Below are 16,331 nucleotides of genomic sequence, written 5' to 3' on the forward strand. Positions count from 1 at the left end.
CATCCCACCCACCCGTTCAAGGGAGAACGCATGTCATGAACACCACCGTCGTCTCACAGAAGGGGTCGACCGGTCTCACCTACGCGGCCGCCTACCTCTCCGTCGCCCTGGCGATGACCGCCTATGCGATCCCCGGTGCGCTCAACGGCACCTTCACCACCGAGTTCCACACCTCAGGCGCCGGCCTGACCTGGATCACGGCGATCTTCGAGCTCGGCATCGTCGCCTTCGAGCTCACCTTCGGTCTCCTCGGTGACCTCTTCGGTCGCAAGCGGCTGCTCATCGGCGGCTCGGCGCTCGTGGTGGTCGGCGCGGTGCTCTCGGCGATCGCCACCACCACCGGGTTCATGATCTTCGCCCAGGCCGTGATCGGCATCGGGTCGGGCATGCTCTTCCCGATCGGCCTCTCGATGGTCGCGGCGCTCACCGACGACCACGGCCGGCGGTCCCGGATCATCGCCACCTGGGCGGGCTTCCTGTCCCTCGGTGCGGTGATCTCCCCGGTGCTCTCGACGCAGACCCAGCTGCACTTCACCACCGCCAGCTACGACGGCTGGCGGGTGACGTACTGGATCATCGTCGCGGTCGCCCTGCTCCTGGTGGCGATCTCCTTCGGCACCCGCGACTCCTCGGCGCCCGCCGGTCGACACCTCGACATCCCCGGCCAGGTCACGTTCGCGCTCGGCCTGATCGCCGCTCTCTACGCCACCGTGACGGCCGTCGACAGTGGCTTCGGCGACGGCAAGGTCATCGTCGGGTACGTCGTCGGGGCACTGCTTCTGGTCGCCTTCGTCGTCGTGGAGCGGCGCAGCCCGAGCCCGCTTCTGGACCTGTCGCTCTTCGCCAACAAGGACTTCTCCCTCGGGTCGGTCGTCGCGGTGATCGGCATGTTCGCCTTCCTGGCGGCCTGCTTCTCCACCTCCATCACCGTCGGCGCGCTCGCGCAGGCACCGGTCTGGGCGGTGGGCGTGCTGTTCGTCTTCATCCAGGGCCCGGCGTTCGTGCTCAGCCCCCTCGTCGGCTGGCTGATCCACCACGCCTCGCCGCGCTGGGTGCTCACCGCCGGCTTCGCCTTCATCGCGGTGGCGGCGTACTGGCTCTCCTCCTTCACCCTCGGCGTGCCGCACGCGTTCGGCGGCCCCGCGTGGACCGCCTGGATCGCGCCGCTTCTCCTCCTGGGCATCGGCTTCGCCCTGACCGCGGGCTCGATCACCGCCGTCGCGATCAACAACGTGGCGCCGCACCAGATCGGCATGGCGAGCGCCACCACCAGTGTGATGCGCGACCTCGGCTTCACCCTGGGCCCGGTCATCGGCTCGGTCGTCGCCTTCTCGCTCGGTGGCTCGCAGTTCGGCACCAAGATCGGCGGCATCCTCACCGGCGCCAAGCTGCCGGCCGACGCGGTCGCGGGCCTCTCTCAGGTGCCGCCGCTCGGGTGGCTCTCGGGCTGGGACGGCGTGATCGGCCAGTTCTCCGCTCAGGTCAGCGCCTCCGGTGCGCCGCAGGCGTCGGTCAATGGCCTGGTTGCCACGCTGAACGACCCCGCCACGAAGGGCGCGATTCAGGGCGCCGCCGATGCCGCCCTCGGCTCCGGCTTCGGCACGGTCTACCTCATTGCCGGGATCGCCGCCACGGTCTGCGCTGTGCTCACCCTGCTCATCGGTGAGCGGAGCAACGTTCCGGTGACTGACGACGAGCTCGCCGAGCTCGTCGCCTGAGAAGTCACCCAAGGCCGGGGCCCTCGCTGACGCGGGGCCCCGGCCTTGCTCTTCCCACCGGGGGCGTGCTCGGTGGGCGGCTACGTCACCGGGTCGGTGAAGGGTCTGACGGGGAAGGAGGGCGCCTCGATGTTCACGCAGGCGTGCGTGAACGCCACGCGCACGGCGACGAACATGCGCTGATCCGTCGTCACGTCGAAGGACCCGGGCCGGCCCAGTCGGCGAGGAGCATCCGCAGCACGGACACCACCGCGAGCGGCTGATCGAGCAGGACGTGGTGACCGGCCGCAGGGATCTCCGCCGTACGCACGTCGACGCCGAGTCGGCGGGCGATCGCGGCGGTCGTCTCCAACGTGGCCAGCCCGTGCTCGGTGCGCACGAGCGCGGCCGGGCAGGCCGCCGGTCCCAGCTCCTCCGGCGTGACCAGGACAGGCACCAGCGCGGCAGGGTCGGTCTTCCAGGCCCAGCCGCGCTGGGTCTCGCGCGCGGTCAGCGCCGCAACGTGCTCGACGAGATAGCCGAGAGCCCAGGGGTCGTCGGGCACGAGCCGGAAGCGGGTGAGGAGCTCCTCGCGAGAGGCGTACGCCGCCGGCGCTGTCGCGCGCCGCGTCGAACCCGCACCGGTGGGGCGCCGCCCATGCGGCACCCCGATCGGCGAGTCGATGGCGGCGATGCCCGTCAGGGCGATGCCGCGGCCGGCGGCGATGGTGAGGCAGACGGTCCCGCCCATGCTGTGCCCGACCAGGATGGGCGGCACCGCGCTGACGTCGGCCGCGACAGCCGTGATCTCACGCGTCCACTGCGCGATGTCGTAGGCATCCCGACGGCCACTGTCGCCGTGCCCGGAGAGGTCGAGCGCGACGACCGCGTGGCCGGCGCTCAGGAAGGGCGCGAGGTGGCTCCACCACAGCCCGTGCGCGCCACGGCCGTGGACGAGGATCACCGGTGGGGTGCGCGGCCCGGCCGGCTCACCCCAGGTGTGGTGCACGATCTCGCAGCCCTCGACCACCGTTACGCCGCGCCGCGGCGGTGATGAGAGCGCGGTGTGGAACCACTCCGGTGGCGTCGTGTCGGTCGTGTCGTCCACGCCATGCTCACTCGGCGAGGGCATCGCCGAGCCGGCGTACGACGGCCAACGCGGCCACCCCGTCGGCGAGCAGCTCCGGGTCGACCTGGCGCAGCCGGTCGGCCCAGAAGGCCTTGAGGCGGCCGATGTTCTCGATCGCAAGCTCGGTCGCCAGCAGCTCGACGGCCCGACCGTCCCCGCTGGGATGCTCCCGCAGAAGCATCCCGCGGGCCTCGAGACTGCGCACGGCGGTGCTGATGTTGCTGCGCTGGAGCCCGGTCGCGGCGGCCAACTGGGTCGGACTGATGCGCGGGTGGCGTTCGACCTGACGGATCACCGCCACTTCGGTGCCGGTGAGCGGGACGACGTCGCGCACCTCCGGGCGGCGTACGTCGAGCTTCCGGGCCAGCTCGAGGACGGCGTCGGCCAACTCGGCGAGCCTGGCGTCGGTGACCTTGCTGCGCGCCGGCATGCGCCGATCCTAGCGGTGATGTATGTTTTCATAAACATAATCAGTAGTTGTTCTTCGAGGAGTCTGTGTGAGCACACCCGTGGCCACCCCCACGCCCATCCCCGCCGGCCGGCGCCGTCTGGCCGGCCGCCCCGGGCCGACCTTGGTCGCCGTCTGCTTCGGCCTCTTCATGGTCGGCCTCGACTCGACCGTCGTGCACATCGCGAATCCGGCGATCCAGGCGGACCTCGGCGCGTCGTTCGCCGAGCTGCAGTGGATCATCAACTCCTACCTGCTCGCGGTGGCCGTCTTCCTCATCCTGGGCGGCAAGCTGGGCGACCGGATCGGTCGCAAGCGGCTCTACCTGACCGGCGTGGTGCTCTTCGGCGTCGCCTCGGTCGCCATCGGCCTTGTCGGGAGCATCGAGGGCGTCATCGCGCTGCGGTCCCTGCAGGGGCTGAGCGCGGCGATGCTGATGCCGCAGACCATCGCCCTTCTCCGGGCGACCTTCCCCCGGGAGCGGTTCGGCATGGCCGTGGGGATCTGGGGCGGCGTCTCCTCGGTCGCGATCGCGGCCGGGCCCCTCGTCAGCGGAGTCCTGGTGGAGAAGGCCAGCTGGGAGTGGGTCTTCTACATCAACGCCCCGATCGCGCTGATCGGCCTGATCTTCGGTGCGATCGTCATCACCGAGACCGAGCGCCAGCGGGAGAGGTTCGACCTCGCCGGTGTCGTCCTGTTGGCCGCCTTCCTCTTCGCCCTCGTCTTCGCGGTCGTCCAGTCCGAGTCCTGGGGCTGGGGCAGCCTGAAGACCCTCGGCACCCTGGTGCTCGCGGTGATCCTCCTTGCCGGCTTCGTCATCACCGAGAGCCGGGTCCGCAACCCGCTGCTGCCGCTGGGCCTGTTCCGCTCGGCCGGCGTCAGCGTCGGCGGGCTGGTCTTCGTCGCCAACTTCTTCGCCATGCTCGGCCTCACCTTCCTGATCACGCTGTTCCTGCTCAACACGCTGGGTCACACCACCGTCGCGGCGGGCGTGCGCATGCTGCCGCTCAGCGCTGTCGCGGTCCCGGCGGCGCCGCTGGGTGCGGCACTCACCGCCAAGCTGGGTCCCCGGCGCGTCGCCGCGCTCGGTCTGCTGCTCATGGCGGTCGCGCTCGCCGCCCTCACCCAGGTCGAGCCCGGGTCGTCGTACTGGCTGATGGCGGTGCCGTTCGCGGTCCTGGCCTTCGGCTCCGGGTTCGCCATCCCCTCGGGCGCCGACCTCATCGTCGGTGGCGCCCCGCTCCACCTGGCCGGCGTGGCCAGCGGCTTCCAGACCACCTGCCTCCAGGTCGGCGGCGCGATCGGCACCGCTGTCCTCTCGGCCATCGTGTCCGGGCGGATCTCCTCCGCGCTCACCGGCATCGATCTCAAGCCCGGCCTCGAGGAGGCGGCCGCCGCCGGCGTACCGGTTCCTGGTCTCCCGGAGGCCAACGAGGCCTTCATGAGCGGCCTCCACATCGGCATGGCCGTCTGCGCCCTCTTCGCCGTGGTCGTCGCCGTGCTCGTCTTCATCACGGTCAAGGACCGTGGGCACCACGACTTCGAGACCGTCCTCGAGGAGACCGTCGAAGGCGAGGCCGGTCACCTCTGAGCACCTCGCGGTGGAGGGGCCTGGGCTCCGCGCGGTGCCCCTCCACCGGAGAGTCAGGCACGATGCGGCGCACGGCCCAGGAGGCGACGGAATGCGTCGGAGAGCACTGTGGCCGGGTCGTCGACGGCGTGCCGGGCCCGGAAGGCGATGTGTCGGTCGGGTCTGACGAGGAGGCAACCGTCCTCGGCGATCTCGCGCACATGTGCCCATTCGCCATAGGGATCCTCGATAGCGAGGCCGGGGCCGATGGACACCACGTCGAGAGGGATGCCGAGGTGGGAGGCCAGCTCCTGCGCCGCCACCGTCCAGGTGGCGCCGCCGATGCCGGTGAGCAGCGTGAAGCGACCACGTCCAACGGCGTCGAGGGAGGAGATCGTCTCGGTTCCGCGGGCCAGCCAGGCGTGGGAGAGAGGCGAGCCCGGAACCGTCGAGGCGACGTAGAACAGGGCAGCGTCCTCGCCGCTCGGGAACGGCGCGCCGTCGGGCACGACCGCGTCCGACGTGTAGCGCTGGCCGAGCTCGGTGCCGAGGGCGTTGAAGTTGTAGTCCTGCAGCCGCAGCGCCTCGGCCAGCCCCTTGGAGGCGACCCTAGAGCCGGGCTGGCCGGCTGCCGTTCTGCGTACCCGGCGGCGGGTGGCGCTTCGTCGGCTCGGTAGCCGGGAGACTCCCCGAGCCCGCTGACGAGACGCTCATCCCAGGAAGCGGGTGATGTCTCTCCGTAGAGCCGGCGGCAGACCCTCGTCCCATTGGGTGTGGACGCCCCGTGCGGCACGCCGGCGGACAGCAGCGCGCTCCCAGATCACGCCGATCAGTGCGATCGCGAGGGCAACGCCGTAGAGCCATACCCAGTGCCACTCGAACCCGGTGTCGGCAATCGCGTGAAAGACGCCGACGGTCAGCACGTAGGCGACGTCGAGGACGAGGAGTGCCCCGACGAGGCGCTCCTCCGCACTCATCACGGCAAAGTCGTTTCGGTGTTCACGGCCAGAACTGTCGCGAACCACCGTCGACAGCACCCAGCCCGCCGGTAGGACGATGACGGCGCACGCGATGCAGCCGGCTATCCACGACCCGAGGGGTAGCAGCCAGCCGATCGGGGCCATTCCCCATCGACCGGTGTGGAAGGCGTCGCTGACGTAGTCTGCCGGCACGGTCAACGCCCCGATCACGGTGCCGATGGCTGACGCCACGGCCGCGAACCAGAAGGCCGTGCCGACGGGGCGGAGGTCCATGCTGTCCAAGCGCAACCTGCGGGAGAAAGAGTCGGGCACCGCGAGGTAAAGCCCAGAGAACAGCTGCGCGAACCCGGCCACCGCAGCGATGCTGTTGAGCGCGACGAGCCATCGAAGCTCGGCGGATTCGCTGCCGGTCCACAGCAGCCAGCACACGACGATTGCGACGGCATGAACGACGGCAACCGCCGCTTGCACCATGTGACGACGCTTCACCTGGTGATCCTATGGCCTAAGCCGCAGCGCCCGAGGGACGCACACCCGACTTGCCCCTGATGCCGTGTCACTCCGGACAGCTCGGTGGGTTCCAAGCGCCCGCCCAGGGCGACACGCTAGCCGGACCGATAGCGGTCTACGGGCCGGGCTCCGCGGATGGCCTCCCAGGTACGTTCGGTGGTGGAACCGCACCGACCACCAACCCTGCCGATCCCACGCCAGGATTGGATGACTTCTTCGACTACCCGAACGCCGCGTTCGCGTACAGCACGAACGTCTTCATGCGTGACTCGGGAATCCGTGAGACGCGAGGCCTCGCCGACGTCCATGAGATCCGCCTACCGGCGGTCGGAGCCAGCTATCAGCAGACGGCGCCCGCGATGAAGCCCTTCACAGTGATGGAGGACGACTGCGTGCGAGTCACGGCGGTCCTGGTGCGTCGTCCACGTCGGTTGACGCCGGGCCCGGCGTCAACCGACGCCGGGCCCGGCCCGTCAGGGGACGCCAACGCGCCCACGAGAGGTGCCCTAGGGGATCAGGTGAGACCCCACAGCTTCTCGAAGTCATCGGTGAAGGTCGTCGGACCGAACCATTCGCCCGACGCGTCGGCCTGCTCGGTGAGCGTCACGTCGGACATGGTGTCCTTGGTGAACAGCCGCACCGGGATCGTGTAGTCCGGAACGCTCTGGCCCCCCATCATGCGCAGCGCCGCGTCGGCGTCGATCCAACCCTGATAGGCATCCGATTGGCCCGCAGCGGCAGCGATCTGCCCGTTCGCGACGGCCTTGAGGTCGGAGAGACCGGCCGCCCCGACAACGACCTTGATGCCGGGTCGTGAGGTCTGCTGGACGCCGGCCTGCGTGGCCTGGGTGTACTGGCCGAACTGCGCCTCGACATAGCCGATCTCGGAGTCCTTGAGCACTGCTGCGCTGGTCGATGAGGGGATCAGCGAGAAGTTGGCGGCCGAGATCTTGTTGATCGTCACCTTGCAATCCGGGCAGTCCTGCGCATACACCTTGCGGCCGGCGGCGACGTAGGCCGCCGGCGAGGGCCCGTCCACACTCTCGTTGATCAGGACCTGGGCCTTGCCGTCAGAATCTCTGATGATCCACTTGGCCAGCGCCTCATCCATCTGGGAACCACCAGGCGGCACGTAGGCGAGGGTCTTGGATGCCGGGTGGCTGTCGTCGGGCAGCTGGTTGCTGATCACGACCGGTACGCCGGCGGCCTGCGCCGCATCGAACGCCGACCCGGCCAGTCCGTAGGCGATGGAATCGGCGATGACCGCCCCGGCCCTCGCCGAGGTGGCCTGGTTGATACAGGCGCTGATGTCGGTGGGCGTGCCCTTGCCGTCACACGTCTGAAGCTTGATCCCGACGCTCTTCAGCGCGGCGCCCAAGGCCTTGGCGGTCACCGCAAGGGCCGGCGCTTGTGCCGTCACCGGCACGTAGTAGACCGTCTTGCCCTTCAGCGAGGCGACGCCGCTGATGGCACCGCTCGGGACGGGGTAAGAGTCGAGCGGCTTGGTCAGCGAAGCGATCTCCGCGTCCAGCGCCTTGCCGGTGGTGGCCGCGGTGCTAGGGCCGGAGCTCGCCTGACCGGCGTTGCCACCGCAGGCGGTGAGGGCTACTACCGCCGACAGTGCCAGTAGGGCAACGCGGAGACCGGTACGGCGCCGTGCAGGGTGGGTTGTGCCCATGAGGACGTATCTCCTTCGAAACGAGCGAGTGCGGCAGGAGCGGGCACGACGACCGAGAAGGGGGAGACACATCGCCGAACCCGTTGATGTGTGATCAAGGTCACTACATCGTGTAGGAAAAGCTATACGGTCCTGACGGTTCCAGGCGTGCGGTTTTCGCAACCTCAACTTGCAGCTGCTGGGGCCCGGGGCGACGGCTCTGCGATGGCCCGGGCCCAGAGCCTCTTGCGCGAGGCGGTCAGGGACGGATCGGCCAGGCCGTCGTCACGGGGGAGTCGGGGCCGTCGATGCGGGTGGTGATCTTGCGGAGCATCTCGAGCAGGGCGCTGAGCTCGCCGTCGGTGAGGTCGGCGGTGACTGCGACGTTGACCGCCGACATCGCCTTCTTGCCGCGGGCGGTCCTCTCGGTGCCGGCATCGGTGAGCTCGTACAGGACCACCCGGCCGTGGACGGGGTGTGCCCGGCGGCTCACCCAGCCCAGCTTCTCGAGGCGGCTCAGCGCGGTGCCGACACTCTGCGGTGCGATATGGAACCCGCGAGACAGGTCCGCCGCGGACAGCGGCCCGAGCTGCTCGAGATGAACCGCGAGTCCGAGTTGAGTGGCGGTGACGCCGAGTTCGTCCAACGCCTCCTGGACGCGTCGGTGTACGGCGTTCTGCGCGCGCCACAGCACGTGCGTGAACTCGTCATCCCAGGACGTCACGGCTCTTGTCACGCGGGCATTCTCCCTGAAGCGGTTGTTAACAGATGTCTTCTATGTTGACATATGTCTGTCAACCAGCGGGCTCGAGAGCGAAGAGCCACCAACGAGAGGAATCCACATGACAACCCCCAGCCTCCAGGACGGCATCGAGAAGGCCGGTTCCGCGGTCAATCTGCGCTGGACCGCGGAGCCTCGGTTCTGGACCCCGCCGGTCGTGGCCCCGGAGTATTCGGGCTGGCGCAAGGAGCAGGCCGCTTGGCAGAGCGGCGTGGCTCTGATGGATCTCTCTTACCACATGTTCGATCTTTTCGTTTCCGGTCCAGATGCGACCAGGATGCTCGGCGAGCTGACCGCGAACAACTACGAGAATTTCGCCATCAATCAGGCCAAGCAGCTCGTCGTGGTCAACGAGAACGGCTACCTGGTCGGAGACGCCATCCTGCTCCGGCGAGGTGAGGAGGACTACGTCGTCACGGGCCGCCCTACCGCGCAGAACTGGCTCACCTACCACGCCGGGCAGCGCGGGTACGACGTCGAGCTGAGCAGCGACCCCGACTGCTCGCGCGACCCCCAGCACATCCCGCCCTTCTTCCGCTACCAGATCCAAGGCCCCTTCGCCCAGCAGCTGATCGAGGCGGCCTTCGGTGGCCCGCTTCCGGAGACCAAGTTCTTCCACGCCACGAACGTCACGCTCGCGGGCACGACCTTCCGCGCCCTGCGTCACGGCATGGCTGGCCAGCCCGGCTATGAGTTCATCGGCGATCACGCCGATCATGCGACCGTCAAGGCGGCGCTCGTGGCGGCGGGGGAGCAGTTCGGACTCGAGCTGGTCGGCTCGCTGGCGTACCCGACCGCCCAGGCCGAGGGCGGCTGGGTGCCTGCGCCGATCCCGGCCATCTACGACGACACCCCCGACCAGAGCGCCTACCGAGCCTGGCTGCCGCTGCATACCCCTGACGGCCTCCAGCCCCTGAACGGAAGCTTCTACTCGCCCGACATCGCCGACTACTACGTCACCCCGTACGAGCTGGACTACGGCCGATCCATCTCCTTCAACCACGACTTCCTCGGTCGGGACGCGCTGCAGGCCATGAAGGACGCGCCCCGCCGTCACAAGGTCACCCTCGTCATGGACGCCGAGCAGGTGGCCAAGGCGGTGGACCTCGAACGAGGCCCGGTCAACACGCTCGCCAAGCAGCGCGTCGAGATCGCCGGCTCGCTGGTCGGCAACACCGAGTACACCGCCTACAACGATCCCTACGGCACGATGCTGAGCCTCGCGCTCGTCTCGGAGGAGTCGGCCAAGCCCGGCACGGAGGTCGAGGTCGTCTGGGGCAACCACCCGGGCGGCGATGTCGCAGCCGAGGCCGACCTGGGCTTCCCGCGGATCCGGGCCACGGTCCAGCCGTGTCCCTACAACGAGTTCGCGCGGTCGGGCTACCGCCAGGGCTGATCGGTCGCCGGCGTGGTTGCCTGCGGCTGATGCAACCAATGGATGCGCCGGACGCGGGGAGTGGCGCTTGTCACTCCCCGTCGGCCCGAACTACGGTCACTAGGACGATCTAGTAGCGGCGATCACAACGACCGACCGCAGTGAGAGGAACGAGCGATATGAGTGGTCCCAGCGTTCAGGACGGCATCGACAGGGCCGGGTCGGCCGTCAATCTCCTGTGGAAGCCCGGCGCCGCGCCTTGGATCCCCGAGGTCGTACTGCCGGAGTACGCCGGGTGGAAGACCGAGCAGCACGCCTGGTACGACACCGTGACGATCGCAGACCTGTCGTTCCACATGTCCGACACGTTCATCTCCGGCCCCGACGCCACCAAGGCTCTCGCCCTGACCAGCGCGAACAACTACGAGAAGTTCGCCATCGGCCAGGCGAAGCAGTTCGTTCCGGTCGCCGAGGACGGCAACATCATCACCGACGGCATCCTGCTGCGGACCGGCGACCAGGAATACACCCTCAGCGGCCCGCCGCCGGCCCAGAACTGGGTCATCTACCACGCCCAGCAGCAGGGCCTCGACGTCGAGTTCACCATGAACCGGGAGACCTCCGCCCGCCGCGACGGCAGCAACCCGGCCCTCTTCCGCTACCAGATCCAGGGACCGCTGGCGGGCCAGCTGATCGAGGACGTTCTCGGCGGCCCCTTCCCGGAGATCAAGTTCTTCCACTCCGCGATGGTCACCATCGCCGGCCGCCCCGTGCGCGCACTGCGCCACGGCATGGCCGGCCAGGCCGGCGCCGAGTTCATCGGCGAGTGGAAGGACGCCGCCGTGGTCAAGGACGCACTGCTCGAGGCCGGTCGCCAGTACGGGCTCGTCCACCAGGGCGCCTGGTCCTACCCGACCGCGAGCATGGGCAGCGGCTGGATCCCCTCGCCGACGCCGGCGATCTACACCGACCCCTCCCTCAAGGACTACCGGCAGTGGATCTCGCTGTTCTCCTACGAGGGCCAGAAGCCGCTGCAGGGCAGCTTCTACTCGCCGAAGATCGAGGACTACTACTGCTCGCCCTACGAGCTGGACTACGGGCGCTCGATCTCGTTCAACCACGACTTCATCGGTCGCGACGCTCTGATGAAGGCCAAGGACGACGCCCCGCGCACCAAGGTGACGTTGGTCTTCGAGCGTGAGGACGTCAACCGCGTGCTCGGCGAGGACCCCGGCTTCGTGCACCACTACTGGCGCAACCGGGTCGAGACGCCCGACGGCACCCTGGTGGGTACGACCTTCCAGACCGACATCTACGACCCGGTGGGCACCGTCATGGCGCTCACTCTGGTGAACAAGGAGCAGGCCACGCCCGGCACCGAGGTCGTGGTCGTGTGGGGTCAGCACCCCGGCGCAGGCACCGCGCCCGACGCTGACCTCGGCTTCCCGCGCCTGCGCGCCACCGTGCAGGCCTGCCCCTACAACGAGGTCTCCCGCACCATCTACCGCCAGGACGCCTGACCACAGCACCTCCGCGACCACCCCGCACGCGGCGGCCTGAGGGCCGCCGCGGCGGTCGCTCGCGCCCTCGACCACCACTGGAGGAACTACAAATGTCCAGCCCGACGGTCACGCCGGCCGACGTACACGCCTTGTTGTCTGATCATTCCTTGGAGATGACGGGCAAAGACGTTCCGCATCTTCTGGACGCTCGTGACGCCATCGCGCAGGGCACCCGGATCAACGTCACCTTCCTGGAGAACGAGGACATGGACGTGCGGCTCGCCGCCGCGCGGGCCGTGAACGAGGGCGGCTTCGTCCCTGTGCCGCACGTGTCGGCTCGTCGGCTCTCCTCGCGGACGGCGTTGGAGGAGTACCTCGGGGCCCTGCAGGAGATCGGCGCGAATGCCCAGATCTTCGCTGTCGGTGGTGACCCGACAACCCCGCACGGGCCCTACGCCGACGCGCTCTCGATCATCGAGTCCGGGCTATGTCAGCAGTACGGCGTGCAGAGCGTCTCCATCGCCGGATATCCCGAGGGGCACCCCGACATCTCCGAGCCCGATCTCTGGGCGGCGCTGACCGACAAGGCCGCCGCGCTGGGCGACCAGGGGCTCTCGGGCGGGATCATCACTCAGTTCGGCTTCGACGTCGACCCGGTCATGACCTGGATCGAGCAGGTCCGCGAGCGTGGGATCGAGCTCCCGATCCGCATTGGGGTGCCAGGCCCGGCCGGTGTCCGCAGGCTGATGCGCTACGCCAGCCGGTTCGGCGTGGGCACCAGCGCCAGCATCGCGAAGAAGTACGGCTTCTCCCTCACGAACCTGCTGGGCAGCGCCGGCCCCGACCGGTTCATCGGAGAGCTTGCCGGACGGCTGGACCGGCAGCGACACGGCGAGGTGCGTCTGCACTTCTACACCTTCGGTGGCCTCGGGGCGACCTCGCGCTGGATCAGTGACTTCGACGAGAACTACGAGAAGGAGGCGCGGCGATGACCCTCGCGCAGGAGGCACCACGTCGGGGGCGCCACGCCCCGGAGAAGGTGAACCAAGCCACGCTGATCATCAAGGGCAACGACCGGCCCGGCATCGTCGCGGCGGTGACGTCGGTCCTGAGCCGATACGGCGCCAACATCGAAGCGCTCGACCAGTACTCCGATGACCCCCAGGGCGGCTCGTTCTTCCAGCGCACGGTGTTCCGCCTCGAGGACCTCGCCGTCGCCCTGCCCAAGCTGGACGCCGACCTGGCCGAGGCACTGGGCGCGGACTTCGATCTGGAGTACACGCTGCGGGACATGTCCTTGCCGAAGCGGGTGGCGATCTTCGCCTCCAAGTCCGACCACTGCCTGCTCGACTTGCTGTGGCGGCACCGACGAGGCGAGCTTCCCGTCGACATCGCGATGGTGATCTCGAACCACCCCGACACCGCCGAGGAGGTCAGGTCCTTCGGGATCCCCTTCTTCCACGTGCCCTCGGCGGGGGCGGACAAGTCCGCCGCCGAGGCCGAGCATCTGCGTCTGCTGGAGGGCAACGTGGACTTCGTCGTCCTGGCCCGCTACATGCAGATCCTCTCCGCCGACTTCATCGCCAAGGTCGGTGTGCCGATCATCAACATCCACCACTCCTTCCTGCCGGCCTTCATCGGTGCCGGTCCCTACGCCAAGGCCAAGGACCGCGGAGTGAAGCTGGTCGGTGCGACGGCGCACTACGTGACCGAGGCCCTCGACGAAGGCCCGATCATCGAGCAGGACGTGGTGCGGGTGACGCATGCGGACACGGCAGCTGATCTGCAGCGCCGGGGCGCCGATGTGGAGCGCGCCGTCTTGTCGCGTGCGGTGGCCTGGCACGCCGAAGACCGGATCATCCGACACGCCAACCACACCATCGTCTTCGCCTGAGAGCTCTCGCAGAGAAGGGGCAGAGGGGACAAGCACATGACGTACACGATCGACGGGCGCGCGATCGCGGCTCGCGTCCGAGCGGAGGTCGCCGCGCAGGTCGCGCGCACCTGGCCCGATCCGGAGCAGGCGCCGGGACTGGCGACGATCCTCGTCGGTGACGACCCGGCAAGCGCCGTCTACGTCGCCTCCAAGCGGAAGGCGATCCGTGCAGCGGGGATGAAGGACCTCCACGTCTCGCTCCCGGCCGGCACGACGCAGCGCGAGCTCGCCGCGGTGTGCCCTGAGCGACCGGCCTTCCTTCCCCCTGCGAGGCATCACCGGCAGCCGGTGCCTGGTCATGGGCATCCTCAACGTGACCCCCGACTCCTTCTCGGACGGCAACCGCTATCTCGATCTCGACCGTGCGGTCGAGCACGGGCTTGCCATGGTCCGCTCGGGCGCAGATCCGGTCGACGTGGGCGGTGAGTCGACGCGCCCCGGCGCCGAACGGGTGTTAGCGGGGCGCGTCGTGCATCCGCGTTCACGACACTCGGTCGAGCCGGGACGCGGTCACCGTGGCGACCGCCTGGCGAGGCCAGCCGTGAGCGTCGCCTCCGGCTGGGCGGTACGCCGGTCATCGTGACCGGGTCGTTCGATGGGTCGCTGGCGGCCGGCGCCCTGACCCGACCAGCTCCGGCTCACTGACCGAGCCGGAGCCCCTCACACGGAGTCGCGGACGACGACGAGCGCTGGTGCCGCGACGAGATCGCTCGCGTCCAGGCCGAGGATCGCGCGCGCGCTTCTCCGCCCGTGGGCGTCGGCGTCGATGTGCACCGTGGTCAGACCGGGCGAGGAGAGCGCGGCGTACTCGGTGGCGTCGTAGCCGATCACGGCCAGCTCCTCCGGCACGCGGAGGCCGAGACTCTCCGCGCACTTGAGCACGCGGAGCGCCATCTCATCGTTGAACCCCGCGATCGCGGTCACGGGGGCCTCGAGGAGGAACTCACGGAGGGCCTCGACGCCGCCGGCGTCCGGGTGTGGCAGGACCAAGGGGGCGAGCGGAGGCAGGTCGAGCCGTTCCGCCGCCTGCCGGGCGAACTCCAGACGTACGCGAGCGAACCGGGTCGCGTCCTCCGGAAGTGCCATCGCCAGCCGGGTGTGGCCGTGATCGACCAGATGGCCGACCTGAACGGCGGTGTGAGCGGCGAGGCCGTCGGTCCACCCGCCATCGGCAAGCTCGCGTCCGCTGGAGTAGTTGGCCGCGAAGTCGATCACGCCCCGCGGCGCGACCATGTGTTGAAGCTGCGTCGTGGACTGCTTGGTCGGATGGCCGTGCTTGACCACGAGGATGTGGTCGTTCTTCGCGAGCTCGTCGTCCAGGCCGCTGATATACGAGCGCGAGTAGTTGCCCTCGAGGCTCGCGTCGATGTTGAGCACCACGATGCGTGAGGACCCCTCACGCATTGCGCGCGCAATGCCGTCGACCACATATCCCAGCTCCTTGGCGGCCCGCAGCACACGCTCACGAGTGGGAGCGGAGATGGTCTGGGTCGGCGTGTTGTTGAGAACGAAGCCGACCGTTGCCTGGGACACGCCGCTTGCGGCGGCGACGTCCCGCATCGTCACGCGACGTTCGCTCATCGGACTCTCCCCTGGACGATCCTGCGAACCCCCGACGTCGCAGCTGCGACGTGCTCTGCGGGAGCGTGACGACGCTACTACTTGGACGATCAAGTGACGAGGTGCTGAACGCCATCCGGACAGGGGGCGAGCGATGGATGCCGACTACTTGCACGATCTAGTGATTCCGGTCACGATGGAGTGGTCCGAGGCGTACGACGGCTGGCGGGGTTGCGGTGATGGATCGGTTGCTGGTGATGCGAAGCCTCGTCGCCGTCGCCGACACGGAGAGCTTCGCGACCGCAGCGGCCCAGCTCCGCACCTCTCCGTCGTCCGTGTCTCGCCACGTGGCCGACCTCGAGAGGCAACTCGGTGCGCGACTCGTGAACAGGACGGCTCGGGCGGTCACGTTGACCGAGTACGGCGCCCGCTACAGTGCCTTCGCCCGACGGATCCTCGAGGAGATCGAGCAGGAGGACGGGCGTCTGACAGGGCTGAGCAAGAGCGTCGCCGGTCCGCTGTCGATCATCTGCCCGAAGTGGCTGGGGAGCCTCGCCCTGGGGGACGCGGTCGCCGCCTTCGCGGTCCGCCATCCTGACGTCGAGGTGCGGCTCGAGCTCGGCGGCCTCCAAGAACGCTCCTATGCCTTCCTCGAGAACGGCTTCGACGTGTCCTTCCAGACCCGCCCGCTCCGCGACTCCCAGATGCGGCTGCGGAAGATCGCCACCCTGCCCTTCGTCCTCTGCGCCTCGCCGGCATATCTCGACGCACGGGGCCGCCCCGTCGCCGTCGCCGACCTGGCCGCGCACGACTGCCTCACGCACGAGCACGAATCCTCCTGGCAGCTCGACGTCCACGGTCGGCGGAGGACACACAAGATCGCGCGGAGCTCGTTCTCGACCAACTCCTATCTCGCGCTGCAGCGGGCGGTCGTGCACGGACGCGGGATCGCGCTGCTTCCGGTGGCGTCGGCCTACCAGGACGTCATCGACGGTCGGCTGGAGACACTGTTCGACGGCGCGCAGGTCCACCGGCGGTCGCTCTCGGCGGTCTTCGGCCCCGGCGAGGCGGCTCCACCCAAGGTGGGCGCGCTTCTCGACTTCGTCGCCGAGTGGCTCCAGGAGCATCCGATGCCACTCCTGCCACCAGTCCTCGGCGAGGGTGCCGGCGGCCCGTGAGGATGACG

The 16,331-nt window shown here is 69.0% G+C and carries 15 protein-coding genes and 1 pseudogene; 9 read left to right on the top strand and 7 right to left on the bottom strand.

The window, feature by feature from the left end:
• Nucleotides 1–35 precede the first annotated feature (35 nt).
• Nucleotides 36–1,718, top strand: a complete 1,683-nt coding sequence (locus AB3X52_RS06285; RefSeq protein WP_367992400.1) for an MFS transporter — start codon at nt 36–38, stop codon at nt 1,716–1,718.
• A gap of 190 nt (nt 1,719–1,908) precedes the next feature.
• Here AB3X52_RS06285 and AB3X52_RS06290 read toward each other — a convergent pair whose 3' ends face one another.
• The gene (locus AB3X52_RS06290) at nt 1,909–2,805 is read right to left on the bottom strand and encodes an alpha/beta fold hydrolase (protein ID WP_367992402.1); all 897 of its coding nucleotides are present in this window, start codon (nt 2,803–2,805) and stop codon (nt 1,909–1,911) included.
• 7 nt (nt 2,806–2,812) lie between these two features.
• Complete coding sequence (locus AB3X52_RS06295) at nt 2,813–3,256, bottom strand: MarR family winged helix-turn-helix transcriptional regulator (RefSeq protein ID WP_367992404.1); 444 nt, start codon at nt 3,254–3,256, stop codon at nt 2,813–2,815.
• A gap of 67 nt (nt 3,257–3,323) precedes the next feature.
• On the opposite strand from AB3X52_RS06295, the gene AB3X52_RS06300 reads away from it, so the two are divergent.
• Complete coding sequence (locus AB3X52_RS06300; RefSeq protein WP_367992405.1) at nt 3,324–4,865, top strand: MFS transporter; 1,542 nt, start codon at nt 3,324–3,326, stop codon at nt 4,863–4,865.
• A 53-nt stretch (nt 4,866–4,918) separates the two neighbouring features.
• On the opposite strand, the gene AB3X52_RS06305 is transcribed toward AB3X52_RS06300, so the two are convergent.
• From AB3X52_RS06305 to AB3X52_RS06320, 4 genes are all read right to left on the bottom strand, one after another.
• On the bottom strand, nt 4,919–5,353 hold the full coding sequence (locus tag AB3X52_RS06305; protein ID WP_367992407.1) for an aromatic-ring hydroxylase C-terminal domain-containing protein: 435 nt from the start codon (nt 5,351–5,353) through the stop codon (nt 4,919–4,921).
• Between the two features lie 201 nt (nt 5,354–5,554).
• Complete coding sequence (locus tag AB3X52_RS06310; protein WP_367992408.1) at nt 5,555–6,313, bottom strand: hypothetical protein; 759 nt, start codon at nt 6,311–6,313, stop codon at nt 5,555–5,557.
• Nucleotides 6,314–6,848: 535 nt separating this feature from the next.
• On the bottom strand, nt 6,849–8,012 hold the full coding sequence (locus AB3X52_RS06315; RefSeq protein WP_367992410.1) for a sugar ABC transporter substrate-binding protein: 1,164 nt from the start codon (nt 8,010–8,012) through the stop codon (nt 6,849–6,851).
• Between the two features lie 238 nt (nt 8,013–8,250).
• Nucleotides 8,251–8,727, bottom strand: coding sequence for a MarR family winged helix-turn-helix transcriptional regulator (locus AB3X52_RS06320; protein WP_367992412.1), 477 nt, complete (start codon nt 8,725–8,727; stop codon nt 8,251–8,253).
• 106 nt (nt 8,728–8,833) lie between these two features.
• Here AB3X52_RS06320 and AB3X52_RS06325 point away from each other — a divergent pair, with 106 nt between their 5' ends.
• The 6 genes and pseudogenes from AB3X52_RS06325 (at nt 8,834) to AB3X52_RS19400 (ending at nt 14,168) form a co-directional block, all read left to right on the top strand.
• Nucleotides 8,834–10,168, top strand: a complete 1,335-nt coding sequence (locus tag AB3X52_RS06325; RefSeq protein WP_367992414.1) for a hypothetical protein — start codon at nt 8,834–8,836, stop codon at nt 10,166–10,168.
• Between the two features lie 158 nt (nt 10,169–10,326).
• On the top strand, nt 10,327–11,667 hold the full coding sequence (locus AB3X52_RS06330; protein WP_367992416.1) for a hypothetical protein: 1,341 nt from the start codon (nt 10,327–10,329) through the stop codon (nt 11,665–11,667).
• 155 nt (nt 11,668–11,822) lie between these two features.
• Nucleotides 11,823–12,641 (top strand): methylenetetrahydrofolate reductase, encoded by an 819-nt coding sequence (locus AB3X52_RS06335; protein ID WP_367992418.1) that lies wholly within the window; start codon nt 11,823–11,825, stop codon nt 12,639–12,641.
• Nucleotides 12,638–13,543, top strand: coding sequence for a formyltetrahydrofolate deformylase (purU, locus tag AB3X52_RS06340; protein ID WP_367992420.1), 906 nt, complete (start codon nt 12,638–12,640; stop codon nt 13,541–13,543). The genes AB3X52_RS06335 and purU overlap by 4 nt, the downstream gene beginning before the upstream one ends.
• 36 nt (nt 13,544–13,579) lie before the next feature.
• A pseudogene (locus AB3X52_RS06345) lies at nt 13,580–13,807 on the top strand (tetrahydrofolate dehydrogenase/cyclohydrolase catalytic domain-containing protein); the annotation flags it as partial.
• Nucleotides 13,808–13,883: 76 nt separating this feature from the next.
• Nucleotides 13,884–14,168: a dihydropteroate synthase gene (locus AB3X52_RS19400; RefSeq protein ID WP_437440538.1), complete on the top strand. Its 285-nt coding sequence runs from the start codon at nt 13,884–13,886 to the stop codon at nt 14,166–14,168.
• Between the two features lie 77 nt (nt 14,169–14,245).
• Here AB3X52_RS19400 and AB3X52_RS06355 read toward each other — a convergent pair whose 3' ends face one another.
• On the bottom strand, nt 14,246–15,166 hold the full coding sequence (locus AB3X52_RS06355; RefSeq protein WP_367992422.1) for a LacI family DNA-binding transcriptional regulator: 921 nt from the start codon (nt 15,164–15,166) through the stop codon (nt 14,246–14,248).
• 236 nt (nt 15,167–15,402) lie between these two features.
• On the opposite strand from AB3X52_RS06355, the gene AB3X52_RS06360 reads away from it, so the two are divergent.
• Nucleotides 15,403–16,323, top strand: a complete 921-nt coding sequence (locus tag AB3X52_RS06360; protein ID WP_367992424.1) for a LysR family transcriptional regulator — start codon at nt 15,403–15,405, stop codon at nt 16,321–16,323.
• Nucleotides 16,324–16,331: the final 8 nt, after the last annotated feature.

Origin of the sequence: Nocardioides eburneus, from assembly GCF_040838215.1 — a bacterium.
GTDB classification, from domain to species: domain Bacteria; phylum Actinomycetota; class Actinomycetes; order Propionibacteriales; family Nocardioidaceae; genus Nocardioides; species Nocardioides eburneus.